This is a genomic window from Amycolatopsis suaedae (genome assembly GCF_004214935.1).
Classification (GTDB): domain Bacteria; phylum Actinomycetota; class Actinomycetes; order Mycobacteriales; family Pseudonocardiaceae; genus Amycolatopsis; species Amycolatopsis suaedae.
In genome coordinates, this window is sequence record NZ_SFCC01000012.1 from 237,077 (window position 1) to 252,537 (window position 15,461).

12 protein-coding genes are annotated in these 15,461 nt (G+C 68.7%); 1 reads left to right on the plus strand and 11 read right to left on the minus strand.

The genetic code is table 11. The features are described from left to right. Positions 1-7: 7 nt before the first annotated feature. Genes EWH70_RS24305 through EWH70_RS24320 form a run of 4 tightly spaced genes read right to left on the minus strand, consistent with a single transcriptional unit; the run spans position 8 to position 5,226 of the window. Positions 8-901 (minus strand): alpha/beta hydrolase family protein, encoded by an 894-nt coding sequence (locus tag EWH70_RS24305; protein ID WP_130477798.1) that lies wholly within the window; start codon positions 899-901, stop codon positions 8-10. Between the two features lie 39 nt (positions 902-940). Continuing rightward, positions 941-3,184, minus strand: a complete 2,244-nt coding sequence (locus EWH70_RS24310) for a rhamnogalacturonan lyase family protein (RefSeq protein WP_130477799.1) — start codon at positions 3,182-3,184, stop codon at positions 941-943. A gap of 30 nt (positions 3,185-3,214) precedes the next feature. Continuing rightward, entirely contained in the window at positions 3,215-4,255 is a 1,041-nt protein-coding gene (locus tag EWH70_RS24315) for a rhamnogalacturonan acetylesterase (RefSeq protein WP_130477800.1), read from the minus strand. 11 nt (positions 4,256-4,266) lie between these two features. After that, positions 4,267-5,226, minus strand: coding sequence for an alpha/beta hydrolase family protein (locus tag EWH70_RS24320; protein ID WP_240687195.1), 960 nt, complete (start codon positions 5,224-5,226; stop codon positions 4,267-4,269). Between the two features lie 435 nt (positions 5,227-5,661). On the opposite strand from EWH70_RS24320, the gene EWH70_RS24325 reads away from it, so the two are divergent. Next, on the plus strand, positions 5,662-6,528 hold the full coding sequence (locus EWH70_RS24325) for a glycoside hydrolase family 16 protein (RefSeq protein ID WP_130477801.1): 867 nt from the start codon (positions 5,662-5,664) through the stop codon (positions 6,526-6,528). Between the two features lie 594 nt (positions 6,529-7,122). On the opposite strand, the gene EWH70_RS24330 is transcribed toward EWH70_RS24325, so the two are convergent. Genes EWH70_RS24330 through EWH70_RS24360 form a run of 7 tightly spaced genes read right to left on the minus strand, consistent with a single transcriptional unit; the run spans position 7,123 to position 15,352 of the window. Further along, complete coding sequence (locus tag EWH70_RS24330; protein ID WP_130477802.1) at positions 7,123-8,460, minus strand: helix-turn-helix domain-containing protein; 1,338 nt, start codon at positions 8,458-8,460, stop codon at positions 7,123-7,125. Continuing rightward, positions 8,448-10,526: a DUF6807 family protein gene (locus tag EWH70_RS35875; protein ID WP_240687196.1), complete on the minus strand. Its 2,079-nt coding sequence runs from the start codon at positions 10,524-10,526 to the stop codon at positions 8,448-8,450. Before EWH70_RS35875 ends, EWH70_RS24330 begins: the two co-directional genes overlap by 13 nt. Positions 10,527-10,564: 38 nt before the next feature. Further along, a complete protein-coding gene (locus tag EWH70_RS24340; protein WP_130477803.1) occupies positions 10,565-11,293 on the minus strand; it encodes a cupin domain-containing protein in 729 nt (242 codons plus the stop codon). Positions 11,294-11,313: 20 nt separating this feature from the next. Next, complete coding sequence (locus EWH70_RS24345) at positions 11,314-12,147, minus strand: ABC transporter permease (protein ID WP_130477804.1); 834 nt, start codon at positions 12,145-12,147, stop codon at positions 11,314-11,316. A 4-nt stretch (positions 12,148-12,151) separates the two neighbouring features. Further along, positions 12,152-13,060 (minus strand): ABC transporter permease, encoded by a 909-nt coding sequence (locus tag EWH70_RS24350; RefSeq protein WP_130477805.1) that lies wholly within the window; start codon positions 13,058-13,060, stop codon positions 12,152-12,154. Next, positions 13,057-14,160: an ABC transporter ATP-binding protein gene (locus EWH70_RS24355; protein ID WP_240687197.1), complete on the minus strand. Its 1,104-nt coding sequence runs from the start codon at positions 14,158-14,160 to the stop codon at positions 13,057-13,059. The genes EWH70_RS24350 and EWH70_RS24355 overlap by 4 nt, the downstream gene beginning before the upstream one ends. Next, positions 14,147-15,352, minus strand: coding sequence for an extracellular solute-binding protein (locus EWH70_RS24360; protein WP_130477806.1), 1,206 nt, complete (start codon positions 15,350-15,352; stop codon positions 14,147-14,149). Before EWH70_RS24360 ends, EWH70_RS24355 begins: the two co-directional genes overlap by 14 nt. Positions 15,353-15,461 lie beyond the last annotated feature (109 nt).

Genomic DNA, 15,461 nt, shown 5'->3' on the forward strand with positions numbered 1-15,461 from the left:
TGTCAGGTCAGCCCAGCTGGGCTTCCCACCTGGTCCTGGGGCCGGCCGCGTCGGCGGGGAGGCGGTCCCGTGCGGCGGTGTCGCCGTACATGGTCCAGCGAGCCCAGTCGACGACGGTCTTGGGGAAGCGCTGGTCGCTCCAGAAGCTGGTGTGGCTGCCGCCGAGGAAGGTGAGGAACGCCTTGGGCCACCTCATCTCCGTGTACGCCTGCCGGGCCGAGGAGTACGACGTGGTGGAGTCACGGTCGCCGTGGACGAACAGGACCTTGGCCGACACCGAGCCGGCCGGGTTGCCCATGTCCACACAGGACTGCGGGTTGGCGGAGATGACCCGGCTGTCCGGCCAGCGGGTGAGCAGGCCGTGGGTGACCATGCCGCCGAGGGAGTGACCGGAGACGCCGACGCCCACGCTGGTGTTGATGTGCCCGGCCAGTGGACCGCTCGTGTTGAGCGCGAGGGTGTTGGTGAGGGCCTGGGAGACGTCCTTGGAGGTGTTGCCGTTGTTGACGTCGGCGAAGCTGTGGTTGAAGTGGGGGGCGGGGACGACGAAGCCGGCCGAGGCCAGGGCCCGGATGATGAACAGCGAGTTCTGCGGGCTGCTGCCGAAGCCGTGGGTGAAGTTGTAGACGGGGAAGACACCCTCGGCGACCGGGGCGTTCGTCACCGGGTTACCGCCGGGATTGCCGGTGGCGGGGTAGTAGACGTAGGTGTTGATCCGGCGGTTACCGCGGGTCCAGCCGTACTGGCGCACACCGACGGCGAACGGCTTGGTCGGCGCGGTTCCCAGAGTCCGGGCGGGGGTGGCGGCACCGGACAGGCCGGTCCCGACCAGGGTCGCGCCGCCCACGGTGGCCGCGGCGACCGTGCTCAGCCTCAGGAACGTGCGTCGTTGCATCGACATGATGACTCCTTGCGGTGGTGGGGACGTGCGGACAGGTGGTCAGCGGACGTGGATGTTCGGCCGGGGCGGGGTGCTCATGCCGTTGCCGAGGAAGAAGCTGGGATGCGGTGGCTGGTTGTAGGCGGTGTTCTGCCATGCGATGGCCACCCGGTACTGCGGATCGTGCAGCAGCGTGTGGATCCGCCGGTCGGTCTGGGTGGTCGTGGCGTAGACGCGCAGTGCGGCGTTGTCGTCGCGGGGCAGGATGACTTCCTCGCGCCAGTCGCCGAACAGGTCACCGGACAGCGACGGGGTGGCCTTGCTTCCGTTGACGGAGTGCGCGCCGGAGCCGGTGAGCAGGCGGGTGTCGCCGCTGGTGCCGTACTTGTCGACGTGGTTGCCGTCCAGCAGTTCGCGCACCGGGTCGGCGTCCCACCAGGCGAGGAAGTTCGCGCTGGCCGGTGTTCGTCCGGCGCTGCCGCCGGAGGAGTTGAACAGGTTGGTCAGGCCGGTGCCCTTGCCCCAGAACTCGGCGCCGGGGTTGCCGGCGTGCACGTCGCCCGCCACGCCCCGTGCCGGGCCTTCACAGCCGCAGGTGTTGTTCTTCTGCATGATGACCGCCCCGCTGTTGGCGTCGCGCAGGGTGGCGGCGGCCCCGGAGCTCTGCTCGTGGATCTGCCAGATCTCCTGACCGGGGCGGCCGGGTACGAAGTCGCTCACGTGCAGCGCGTCACCGTGGGCGTAGAAGCCGGTGGTGTAGCGGCCGGTGCCATTGGAGTTGATGGTCATGCCGCCGTAGATGATCTCGTCGGTGCCGTTGCCGTCGACGTCGGCGATGGACAGCGAGTGGGCGCCCCGGCCGGTCCACTGCCTGCCGGCGCTGTCCGAGTCGAACTTCCAGCGCCTGGTGAGCCGGCCGTCCCGGAAGTCCCAGGCCGCGAGCGTGCTCTTCTCGTAGTAGCCGCGGCCCATGATCAGGCTGGGCCGCTGCCCGTCGAGGTAGGCGGTGCCGGCCAGGAACCGGTCTCCCCTGTTGCCCTTGCAGTCGCCCCAGTCGCAGATGTTGCCGCGGGCGGGTTCGAAGTTCACCGTCGACATGACGGCGCCGGTGAGCCCGTTGAACATGGTCAGGTACTCGGGTCCGGTGATGATGTAGCCGTCACTGTTGCGGTGCAGCGCGTTGCCGTTGCCGATCACCTGCCCGGTGCCGGAGACCGTGCCGTCGCCCGTCTTCACCGCGAGCTCGGCCTTGCCGTCGCCGTCGTAGTCGTACACCTGGAACTGGGTGTAGTGCGCGCCGGCACGGATGTTGCGGCCCAGGTCGATGCGCCACAGGCGCTGCCCGTTGAGCCGGTACGCGTCGAGGTAGACGTTGCTGGTGATCCCGGACTGGGCGTTGTCCTTCTGGTTGCTGGGATCCCATTTGAGGAAGATCTCGTACTGCCCGTCGCCGTCCACGTCACCGACGCTCGCGTCACCGGCGGTGTAGCTGCTGCCGGGCCGGGAGATCGGCACGTCCAGGTGGTTACCCCCGGTGAAGCGCAGGGACGGCTCGGACGGTTCCTGCTCGGTCCCGTTCACGACCGCGCGGACCGTGTACGACGCGTTCGCGGGCGCCCCGGAGTCCAGGAAGTTCGTCGAGTTGGTGATCGGCGAGGCGGTCAGCTTCGTGGTGCCGCGGTACACGTTGAACGCGGTCGAGGCCGGCTCGTGGCCGAACAGCCGCCACGACACCAGGTTGCCGGATCCGGCCCGCACACTGATCAGGCCCCGGTTCAGGTCCTCCAGCTGCCTGCCCTCGCCCGGCGAGTTCCCGCCACCGGCATCGAAACCGAGGTAGTCGATATTGGCCAGGCCGTCGGCGGTGGTCGGGCTCACCCGGATGGTGTTCGCGCCGGCGTTCACCGGCACGGTGAGAGTCTTCGTGGCCCACGCGGTCCAGGCACCGGTCGGCTCGAACGCGACGCCGGGATGCGTGACCGCGCCGTTGACCAGCACATCGGCGGCACGACCTTCGGTCGCGCCGTTGGCATACCGGATGGCGATGGTCGCCGTGCCCTTCTGTGCCCCGGCCACCGTGAACTGCGCTGCCGCGCCGACAGCGTTGTGGCCGTTGCAGAACCCGCTGCCCGAGTAGCCGGTGTGGTTGGACTCGACGACACCGTCACAGGTGGCCGGTGCGCTCTCCACCTCGAACCGGGTGGCCGCCGCCGAAGCCACCGCGATGACGACAACGCTGCCGGCCAGAGTCAGGGCGGCAACGCCGGCGGCGAGCACTGCGGTGCGCCGTCGGTGCGAAAACATGGTTGTCCTCCATCAGCCGAGTCGAGACGGTCAGCGCAGGTAGCCGGCCAGCGGCAGGTTCAGTTCGCGGGCGCCTTGCGCGACGAGGCCGGCCATCTCCGCGCCGCCATGCTCGGAGAAGTGGGTGTTGTCGCCCGTTTCCCTGGTGAGGTACAGCGTCTGGGATGCCGACGGCCCCAGCGATTCGACGAGCGCCTTGCTCTTGGCGGTCAGGTCGATGACCGGAACACCGGCGCTGCGGCCGAGTGCACGCATCACGGCAGGCAGGTCCACGCCCTTGCCGTTGATGTGCAGCGCGGTCCCGGTGAGCTTGCCGCCGCTGAACTGCCTGCGCACCGGTGGCGTCACCAGCACCGGCACGCCGCCGCGCTCGCGCACGCCATTGACCAACCGGGTGAGGTTGTCGCGGAAGGCCGTCGCTGTGGTCTGCTTGTCGTTGTGCCCGAACTGGATGAACACCAGGTCCTTGCTCTTGATCAGCGGCTTCATCGTCGGGAACAGCGCCCGGTTGGACAGGAAACTGCCGGAGCTCTCCCCCGAGTCGCCGTAGTTCGCGATCACGGCGCCTTCGCGAACCCTCGCGGGCAGGAACTGGCCCCAGCCCGCGTAGGGCGCGGTGAGCTGGTCGCAGGTCGTCGAGTCGCCCGCGAGGTAGACCCCCAGCGGGGCCTTCGCCGGTGTGACGGTCAGCGAGGTGATCGCGGGCGCGCTGCCGCGGAACGTGATCTGCAGGCCCGGTGTGCCGATGCCGCCCTGCCCGGTGGGCTGCCCTTCCGGATTGCGGACGTTGACCGTCGCCGTCGTCCGGACGACCTGGCCCGAGGTGGTGGAAACGGCGTTGAAGACCTGCCTGCGGGCTTCCACCGACATCGACGTGTTGGCCGCCTTGGTGGCGCTGCCCAGTTCCACGGTGACGTCGTAGTTGCCCGGCGCGACGTTGAAGCTGCATCTGATCGGGGCCGTGCCGGAGCACTGTGGCGGCAACGCCGCGGCCGCCGCCACAGCGGGGATCGGGGCCAGCACGGCCGCGTTCAGCACGGCCGTGAGAAGCACGAGACGCTTGAGAGACATCGGTTCTCCTGTCAGACGTCGGCTGCGCCGGTGGACCCGGTCAGAAGCGGGCAGCTGCTGCGGTAGGACCGGATGCCGGTCCAGTCCCGCAGGGGGCACAGGAACCGCGGGTACCGCGTGTCCTGGTCGATGAAGATCTTCATCCACGGGATGACCTTGCGTGTCATCACCGAGTTGTTCGAGGTCGGGAAGCCGTGCCCGGCGCCGGCGAGCTCGAGGTACGCCTTCTCGGTCGAAGCCGGGATGGCGTTGTAGTGGTTGATGATGCTCGCCGGGGTGCTCGTCGCGTCGTTCTGCCCCGCCAGCAGCATCGTGGGGACCCGCGTGCCGGACGGGGTTTGCGACGGGCTGTACGGCGCCAGCCCGATGGCGGCCTTCAGTGTCGGCCGGCGCAGGGCCGCCGAGATGGTTCCGCCGCCACCCATCGAGTGCCCCATCACCGCGAGGCGGTTCGGATCCACTCTGGTGCGCACCGAGCTGCGCTGGGTCAGGTAGTCCAGCGCCGCCAGCAGCTGGGTACCCCGCGCGTACTCCCGGTCGTTACGGTTGATGGTGTCGATGCCGACGACGACGAACCCGAACGAGGCAAGCCAGTGCCCCATCCAGGCGCCTTCGGCCGCCCAGGTGGCCGTGTAGCCGGGCGAGACCGCGATCGCGCCGAACGTGCCCTGGCTGGTGTCGGTCGGGTAGTAGATCTTCGCGGCGCCGAAGCCGTGCCCGCCACCCACGCTGGTCTCCGCGGTGGCGAAGGTGCCGCGGTTCGCCGCGATGCTCGCCTGGGTGGGGTTCGGTCCGCGCTGGTACGGGTTGTCCTCCGCGGCAAACGCCGATCCATGGACCACAGTGGACACGAGGATGCCCAGTGCGGCCAGGAACGTGATGGCCGCTCTTCTCGGCGACCCGTTGGAGTAGCCCCTTTTTCGCCGGGCGGATGGATCCGCCGGGCGCAGCTGGATTCGCGACATGGTCATGCGGTACCTCTTCCTCGGCAGGGGGGGCGGTGAAGAGAAAGCCGGTGTATCCGGAGGCTTCAGCGGATGCCGGGAAGAAAGGTGACCTTCCTTGCGCAGCGAATGCCGTAGGCGGTCATTCGATCTCCTTTGATCGAGCGAGGCAGTGGCGCGTACGGGACCAGATTGTTAACGCACACAAGCTTCTTGATCCAACGTCCTCTCTGATGAATACCGCATGTGAGTGATCGTTTCAAGAGACCGTCGTCGATTGATGTGAGCGTTCACAGAACCTGTCGAATTCGACGACACAGTCGATAGCACCACGGCGCCGGTTGACATTTCTTGACAGTCCCTTGACGAGGCTATCGACGCTCCTCGCCTGGGCTTTACCTTTGACTGCCCCGATCGTCTTTCCCGCTCGCATGCGGCAGGTTGCTCAGGAGACGGTAGACAATGCGCAATGCAGCGACAAGAAAATCACGACTGGCCTCGCTGGTCGCGGTGTGGCTCATGCTGGCCTCCACTCTGGTCGTCAACGTCACGGTTGCCGGACCCGCCACGGCGGCCGACACTCCGTCGAACCCACTACAGAAACCGGGCTGGGTCCTCGATCGCCATGACGAGTTCAACGGCAGGCTGGACAACAGCCTTTGGATCACGAACTACCTGGAGTCACGGACTCCGGAGTGGCGGTCCAAGGCACGCTACGGGTTCCGCGACAACGCCCTGGTACTGCGGATCGACGACAGCCAGCCAACCTACTACGACAACAACAAGATGAAGGTCTCCAGCATCCAGACCGGGCAGCGGACGAACCTGCACAAGAACGACCGTTACGACCATCCGATTCCCACGGTCATGAAGTACACGGCCAAACAGGGCTACTTCGAGATCCGCGCCAAGAGCAACGGGCGAAGCGGGATCCACACCGCGTTCTGGATGATCGGCAAGCAGGACACGTGGGCGCAGCGCGGAGAACTCGACATCATGGAACACGCGGGCATCCACGGCCGCAGCCGTTTCAACTACAACCTCTTCCCCTGGTCGGACCCGAACCTGTCGAATTCCGTGCACAGCGTTGGCGTGGGTTTCGACATGACCACGGAGATGCACATCTACGCCGTCGAATGGACCCCGACCCAGCTCAAGCTGTACGTCGACAACAAGCTGACCAAGACCATCAACCAGTCGCTGAACTACCCGGCGGTGTTCCTGCTGGGCGTTTACGAGAACGCCGGCTGGACCGGTGAGGTGGACCCCTCGGACCGGAGGCCGAAGGAGTTCGTCGTTGACTACTTCCGCGCCTACAGGAAAGCCTGAGCCCCGCCGGACCGACGGCCACGAAGCTCGTGAAGGCCACCTTCACCACGTGAGACGTCACGGCTCCGGCAAAGTCCGGGGTGCGGCAGGGCAAGGTGGATGGTCCCGAGCGCAGAACTCGCGTGCGTGAGCGCAGAACTCACCAGCTGGACCGGGTTCTCACCTCGTACCGGTCACCAGCGTGAGCGGTCGCTCGCGCGAGTCGTCCGTTCTCGAGCGCGAGTCGTCCGTTCCGGACCCGCGAGTTGACCGTTCACGCCCGCCTCCTCCCACTCTCCGGCACGGCAGTTCCAGATCACGAGACACCGGCCGGGTAAAGCACGTGAAGGCCACCTTCACCACATCTCACGTAGTGAAGGTGGCCTTCACCACCCTGGCCAGTTCCTCCAGACGGGACACACCTGTCACACCGGCACCGGCAGGCACACCCACCCCAGCCGCCACCACGAACGAGACAACACCGGGGCCCATCCCGCCGCAGCCAACGGCACCCCACTTGCGCCATGCGCAACCAAGGTGCCCTCAGCAACCGCCCCGGGCCCGGCCACACCGACTTTGCCGGGGCCCTGACGTCTCACGTACTGAACGTGGCCTTCACGTGCTTCGGCCGGGACCGTACGACAACGCGTCTGATCGGCCCGCGAGCCGGGCGCGAAGCCGGGCGAGTTCCTTCCGCAGCAGTGTGTTGCCTGCCGACCGCACAGCCGGCATCACCGGTCGTGCCAGCGCGATGGCCGCGTCGAGATCGCCGGTGCAGGCGTGGCTGTCGGCCAGGCGCAGCGTCAGCAGGGGCCGGCTCGGGTGCATCCGGGTGGGGAGGGTCTCCAGCGCGGTCTCGGCGAAGCGCACCGCGCGGGCCGCCATCGTCCGGTCGCCGGTGGTGTCGGCCAGGTCCCGCAGGGCGCCGGCCAGGTGCGAGGCGATGAAGGTCTCTCCCTCGGCACCGAACAACCAGGGCGCTTCGATCCGGTCCCGGTCGCCGAGTCGTTCGGCCATCCGCCGCGCCTCCCCTGCCTGCGTGGTGAACCCCTCGCCGTCACCGAGCAGTGCGTGACCGCGTGCCTGGTACAGCTTGGCCTGCACGACGGTCCACCGACGGCCGCGGTCCACCTCGGCCGCGGCGCGGCTGTGTTCCAATGCCGTGGCGGCGTCGCCTTCCAGCCAGGCGAGCACGCTCATGTTGGTCATCACCTCGCTCGCGGTCGCGAAGTTGCCCGCGGCCATCGCCCACTCGACGGCGCGCTGCAGCCACATCATCCCGACCCCGTGCTGGCCGCGCTTCACCCGGAGCCAGCCGGCCAGGTCGGCATACTGGGCGGCGAGTCGCAGCAGACCGGCCGAGACCGCACCCCGGGCTCGCGGAATCAGCTCCACGAGCCCGCGCAACGCCCGCTCCACCGGAACGGACAGGTCGCCGGTGAGCACTTCGGCATCGGCCTTGAGGTAGGTGGTCAGCAGGACGGCGAAGCCGTGCAGCGTGTCGGTGTCCGCCGTTGGCACGCGGCCCTTCACCAGGAGCAGTTCCGCGAGACCGGTGGCGGGCACCGGCACGCTGCACCCCTCGGTGTCGTGCAGCGGGCAGGTCACGCCGAACGCGGGCAGGTCGATCCGGCGAACCGGTGGCGACGGCGCCGTGCCGGCGCCCGGCGGGGTGCTGGGCAGCGGCAGCCCGCCCGGCGCACTCACTCCGATGGCGGTTCCGCCCGTGGCCAGCCTGAGCAGCGCCCCTGCCGCGTTCAGCAGGTGGTCGGCCTGGCGCGCGAAGGCGATGCGGGGCGCCCGGGCGCCGCTCTCGAGCTTCGACAGGTAGGTGTGGTCGTAGCCGAGTCGCGCCGCCAGCTGCACCTGCGTGAGTCCCGCGAGCTCGCGGAACCGTCGGAGTTCCCTGCCGAAGTGCTCCCGGGTGAGCATCGGCTGCTCTACGGACGCCACGCCTCACCCGCACGCTTCGCCAGCAGGCCGCAGTCTCCCGCGTCCCGGGCACCGTCGGCGATTATCACGTCGTACCGGAGCGACAGCGTGTCATCGGCGGCCACCTCGTGTTCGGTGTCGTAGAACGGCGCGGGACAGACAGCGGCGAAGACCCCGGAGCGCACGAACCATTTCGTCGGATACGAGTAGTTCGATTCGTGTTCGGCGAACACCAGGGTGGAAGCCCCGGCGGCGCCATCGTGCTTCCCCACGAAACCCAGCCAGGCAGCGCGGCAACCCATCAGCTCGTCGCCACCGGTACCGTCGGGACTCACCACCACTCCACCGGAGAACGACCGCGGACCCCGCCAGAACAGGCCGCTGTAACCCGCGTCCGCACGGCCGTTCGTGGTGGGACTGCCGAAAGCCACCGGGCCGCCGCTGGTGTTGCGCATCGCCGTCCAGTACGACAACTGCCACGCGTCCAGGTCCGGGTGGACCCGGACGGAGAAGCCGCGCCGCTCGGTGAACAGTCGAGCACCGGACCGCGAGATCCAGTCGAGCTCCTCTACCACGTCGACACGCTCCGCGCTCGCGTCCAGGCTGGCGAAACCGGTGTGCAGCTGGGTTCCGTTGTTGTCGAGCTGGCGATACCCTTCGCCGCGGACGTAGGTCGGCCCGCCCCAGAAGTTCTGGTCCCCGACGTTGCACAGAGACCAGGAAATGCCCTTGTGCCAGACATGGTCGTGTGGCCGGTACACGCTCACCAGGTCGCCACCGAGAGTCCGCAACGGGTGGAAGTACGGTTTGGGTGACTCCAGCCGAGGTTCCCACGGCCGGTACACGTAGCGGAACAGCTCCGCCCCCTGCCAGCGTACGTGGACCGCACGGTTGTACTCGTGCAGCAGTCCGAGGCCGGTCTCCGCCGATCGCTCCTGGGCCGGAATCGTTTCGACGTCACTGGTCACGATGCTCCTTTCAGCGGTCCTCCGCGAGCTGGACCACGGCGGGCCGTCGCCGCGCATTCGTTCGTAGAACGGAGACCGGGGTCCGAGGTCATCGGGCCGGACGGGCCGGCCTCCGAACGCGGACGCGTAGATCCCGGCGACCAGCCGCAGCGTCGACCTCGCGTCCGATGTGGATACCGGCGGTGCGGTTCCCTCCCGCAGGGACCGCACCACCTCGCGGAACTGCGCCAGGTGCTCGCTGCGCACCCCGGCCGGTCCGGACTCCCACGCCTCGGTTATCCGCCGCTCGTGGCCCGGCGCCGGCGTCACCCGCCAGTCCGCGTCGGTGTAGCCGTACAGATGGGTCAGTTCCACGGTCGCGTACTCGAAATCGAAGCGCAGGTAGCTCTCCTCCCTCGGCGACACGACGCTGTTGACCACCGAGGCGACAGCCCCGCCGGCGAACTCGACGTGCGCCAGCGAGACGTCCTCGGTCTCGGTCACCCGCGCCTGTTTCCGCGCGAGCCCCCGCACCGAGGTCCACTCGCCGAGGATCGACAGCAGCAGGTCGATCTGGTGGATGCCGTGTCCCATCGTCGGCCCACCACCCTCGGTGTCCCAGCGGCCCCGCCATTCGACGTCGAAGTACGCCTGGTCGCGGAACCAGGTGGTGTCGCACCGCGCGAGAAGGGGACGTCCGGCCGCGCCGGACCGCATCAGGTGCTGGAGCCGCCGGGCGCCGGAGCCGAAGCGGTGCTGGGACACGGTGGCGACGAACCTGCCGTACTTCTCCTCGGCATCGATGAGCCGATCGAGATCGGCGAGGCTGAGTGTGGCGGGCTTCTCGACCACCACGTGACTGCCCGCCTCGAGAGCGGCCCGCGCCATCGGCTCGTGAACGCCCGGCGGAGTGCAGATGTGCACGATGTCGGCACCAGCGCCGGCGAGCAACGCCTCGGCGTCCGGGTAGACGGCGGCGACCTCGAACTCGGCCGCGAATACGGAGAGCCTGCCGGGGTCGGTGTCCGCGGCGGCCACCAGCGCCACATCGCCGGTCTCCTCGGCGAGCCGGCGCAGCGCGAGTGCGTGCGTCCGGGCGATTGCCCCGGTGCCGACGATTCCGACACGATACGCGGTCACTGTCCCCGCTCCCCTTCCGTCCGGCGGTGTACGCCGCATCACGTGACCCGCGGCGCGACCGCCTGGTCACGCCGGTACGGGGCGAGATAGCCGCACATACCGAGTGTGTCCTCCGCCGGGTCGGTGAGCCGGGTGACAGCGGCGGCACGGAGGTGGGAGCCATCACCTCGCCGCAGGGCCGCTATCTGCGTGCCCGTCCGCTCGGCGGCGGCCAGTGCCCTGTCCCGCCAAGTCTTCTCCCAGTCCGGCAGCCGGTCGGCCACCAGCGCGACGGCGGCCGCGTAGAACCGTTCGAGTGCCTGCGCGCCGCCCACGACGAGTTCGCCGAAACCCGCGACGGCCAGGTCCCTGCGGCGCCTGGCCCGGTGCTCCCGCTCGCTCGGGTCGCCGTCGCCGATGGCGGCCACGGACGCGTAGGCCCGCGGACTTTCCAGGTACCGGGCGGGAAAGGTGAGGACCGCGTCGCCCGCCTCGGGCAGGCCGTCGTTCTGCATCAGCACCTGCACCCGCAGGCCGCCGTTGTTGACGGCCCGGTGGACAGTGCCCGGTGTGAACCACACCGCGTCGCCCGGTTCCAGCGGTACCCGGCTCAGCCCAGCAGCGGTGACGGTGTGGAGCTCGCCGGTTCCCCCGAGCACCACGTAGCACTCGGTGCACGTCAGGTGCATGTGCGGTGAACCGCCGTACGAGCCGTCGTCGGTGTCCCACGGGTAGACCCGCAACCGCGACATTCCGATACCGCCGGGTAACAGGGGTTGTTCCGGCATGTTCTGCCCTCCTGAAAAAGTCAGATACGTCTGGCCGTGACCGCGTCCGCCGGGTTCACGTAACGCAGGCCCGCGATCAGCAACACGACGGCGAGACCCATGTAGAACACGGCCATCGCCGCGATCAACGGGGGTGGCGGGCCTGCCGGATCGGCGGCAGCGCCGTAGAGCGTCACCACGAGCGTCTGCGACTGCTGGTTGGCGACGAAGAAGGTCAGCTCGAACGAGCCCAGCATGCGTACCATCACCAGCATCGCGGCTGCGAAGATTCCCGGGCGCAGCAGCGGGGCGAGTACCCGCACCAGCAACCGGAACGTGTTCGCGCCGAACACCCGCGCCGCGTTCTCGATCTCCGGTGAGATTCGCTGGACGAACGGGATGGTGATCAGCACGACCAGCGGCACGGTCGGTACCAGGTTGGCGATGATCACGCCGGCCAGCGAACCGCCGAGCCCGATCCGGTAGAGCAGCGCGGTGAGCTGCACGGCATAGGTGAGCGGCGGCAGCATCACCGGCAGCAGGAGAAGCAGTACGACCACGCTCTTGCCGGGAAAGCTCCGCCGGGCCAGGGCATAGCCCGCCGGCACACCGACGGACAACGCGATCACGACCACCGCCACGGCGGCCTGCACCGTCGTGACGAGTGCGTCGCCGACCCCCGCGTGCCAGGCTTCGGCGAACCAGTCGACGGTGAAGCCCGCCGGCCACCAGCCGCCCCGCCACTCGGTGGAGAAGGCCTCGAGCACGACCGAGGCGAACAGTGACACGAGCACGAGGATGAAGCAGGCGGCGGCGCTCCAGGTGATCACCGAGGTGAACGTCAGCTTGCCAAGCCGGGAAATGGTCCGGGACATCGGTTCAGCCCTTTCCCGAGGCGGATGGCCCGGCGTAGAGCCGCGAGCGGATACCGAACAGCACCCCGAGCACCACCAGCTCGACCACCGTCATGACCACCGCGATCGCGGACGCGTTGCCGTAGTCGAACCGCTGCTGCGCCGCCTGGTACAGCGGGATCGACATGACGTGGGTGGCGTTGTCCGGCTGCCCGATCAGCACCGCGGAGGGGAACACGGCGAACGCCTCGACGATCGCCAGCGTCAACGCGGTCATCAGCCCCGGGACCATCAGCGGGAACAGCACGTGCCAGAACCGTGCGGCCGGTCCGGCGCCGAGGGTCGCCGCGGCGTCCTCGATCCGGCGGTCGACGGCGGCGAACATGCCGACGAGCAGCAGGAACGAGAAGGGCACGGTGGACAGCAGCAGCGCGATGAAGGTGCCCGTGTAGTTGTAGAGGAACGAGCCCCGGGGCAGGCCGATCGCGTCGAGCGACAGGTTGATCCAGCCGTTCGGGGCGAAGATCTGGGTCATCCCCGCCGCGAGCAGGACGCTGCCGAACGTCATCGGAAGGACGAACAGGCCGATGATCAGCGTCCGGCCACGGAAGGCCCGGCGCATCCGGTATGCCAGCGGGAACGCGAACGCCACACTGACCACGGCGGCTGGCAGCGCCAGCCGCAACGTGTACCAGATCGTCTCCCGCAGGTACGGGTCGCTGAAGAAGGACTCGTAGTTGGCGAAGGCACTGCCGCCCTCAAGCGGTTGCAGGCTGATCATCAGCCCGTACACGTACGGGTAGAGGAACAGCATCGCGATCACCGCGACGGCAGGGATCAGCAGGAGCAGCACCGTGTCGACGCCCCGTTCGGCGAGCGCCGCGCGCCACGACCGCCTCCTGCTCTCCGCACCGGCGAGCGTCCCGGTGGTCATCCGTCGACCTGACCGAACGCGAGCAGGCGTTCCCGGGGAAGGCGCACCGGCACCGAGTCACCGGGCACGACGTCGCTGCCGGTGCGCAGGAGGAGTACCTGACCATCCCGCATGCGTCCCTGTACCTGGATCTCACGGCCCATGAACTCGACCACCTCGGTCGCGAGCGTGATCTGGTTCGCGCCACCCTCCCCCACGGTCACCTCGTCCGGCCGGATCGCCAGCGTCACCTCCGCACCGGCCTGGACACCCGCCACGGCGGTCGCCTGGAACACGTAACCGTCCCGATGAACGGAAACCGTGTCACCCGGCCCGGCCGCCGCGGTCGCGCGGGCGGTGAAGAGGTTGCGATACCCCATGAACGCCGCGACGTACGGGCTGGCCGGCCTGCTGTACACCGTCGCCGGCGGTCCGCTCTGCTCGACCCGGCCGTCGCGGAGGATGACCACGCGGTCGGCCAGCGACAGGGCTTCCTCCTGATCGTGCGTCACGTAGAGGGTGCTCAGCCCGAGACTCTGATGCAGGCGTTTGATCTCGGTGCGCAGCTCCACGCGGAGACTGGCATCCAAATTGGACAGTGGTTCGTCCATCAGGATGATGTCCGGTTCGATGGCCAGTGCGCGCGCGATCGCCACCCGCTGCTGCTGCCCGCCCGACAGCTCGGCCGGCCGCTTGTGCGCGTGATCGGCCAGCTTCACCGTGCGCAGTGCCTCCGCCGCCCGACTGCGCCGCTGCACCAGCCGCACGCCCCGCATGCGCAGGCCGAACTCGACGTTGCGCTGGATCGTCAGATGCGGGAACAACGCGTAGGACTGGAACACCATGCCGAAGCCCCGCCGCTCGGGCGGCAGGGTGTCGATACGCTGCTCGTCCTTCCAGATCTCACCACCGGTGAGCGGGAGCAATCCGGCCAGGCAGTTCAGCGCCGTCGACTTGCCACATCCGGACGGGCCGAGCAGCGCGACGAACTCTCCCGCGTACAGCGTCAGGTCGAGTTCCTTCAGCGCGATCGCCTTGCCGAACGACCGGCTGACCCCGCGCAACCGCAGCTCCCGGAAGGAGTGCGTGGTCGCCGTCAGGTTCGATTCAGCCACCCGCACGGCTGCCCACCTCCCTCGACCACATGTCGAAGGCCTTCAGCTGATCGGACGGGGCCAGCGGGGGTTTGATCACGCCGTTGGCGAACGCCGCCGGGTAGAAGTCCTTCCTGCCCCACTTCGCCACGAACTCCTTGCCCGCGGCGTCCGCCTGGTCCACCGACGTCCCGGCGATCGCGGTGGTCAGCACCCCCTGCGAGTACGTCAGCACCTGCTGGTCGTGCCGCAGCACCCACTTCATCAGCTCGAGGACGACGTACAAGGTCTGCGGCGAAACCCCGTTCGGCACCATCATGTAGTGGGCGTCGGCGACCCACGCCTGGTTGTCGAACAGCGCCACCTGGGTCGCCGGGCTCCAGGTCCCGTTCTGCCGGTTCGACACGTCGTGGGCCACGATGGTCGGAATCAGCCCGAGGCTGCCGTCACCGAACTGCTTCGCCAGGATCGTCGAGCTCGCCGGGTAGGAACTGACATACCGGCCGAGCTCCTTCAGGTACGCCCAGGTCTTGGCCCATCCACCGACCGGATCAGCGGGGTTGCTGTCGCCGAGCAGGTAGGGCAGCGACATCAGGAAGGTACGGCCCGACCCGGAGTTCGCCGGCTGGGCATAGCTGAACTTGCCGGGGTTGGCCTTCGCCCACTCCAGCAGGGCCTGCGGGGTGCGTGGCGCGGACGTCTTCGCCGGATCGAAGGCGAGCACCGGCCCGGACGGCGTGTAGACGCATTCGACGCCATACCCCTGCGCCATCGTCTGCAACTGCCTGCGCCCGTCGTCCTGCAGACTGTTCAGGTCGGGCAGGTGTGCCGACAACGACGGAAGCAGTTGCCGCACGATCTTCTGCTCGATCGCCCCGCCGAGAACGTCGGTGCCGCCGAGCAGAAGGCCGATATCGACGGCGCCGGCGGCCTGCTGAGCCTTGAGCTTGCCCACCGTGTCGGGTGCCGACGCGGTCTCGTAGCGGACCGACGCCACCAGCTCCGGGCGGGCCTTGACGAAGTTCTCGATGAGCAGCTTGTTGGTGGCGAGATCGCCGCCCCCGTCGAGCACGGTCAGCGTGATCGGTTGCGCCGGCTTCTCCGGAGCCGTGGTGTCCTCGCCACCGCCCCGCGTCGGCGCGGTACACGCACCCGACGTCGCCGCGAGCACCGACGTCACGACCAGGGCCGCCGCGAACCGGATTCTCCTTCGTGCCACCTAGCGCCTCCTCGTCGAAGCGTCACCGGACCGGTGCTCGCGGGTCGCTCGGTAAACGTATTCCGCAGCGAGTGTGGCTTCCGCCGGAACGGGAGTCAAGAGCCGGCCG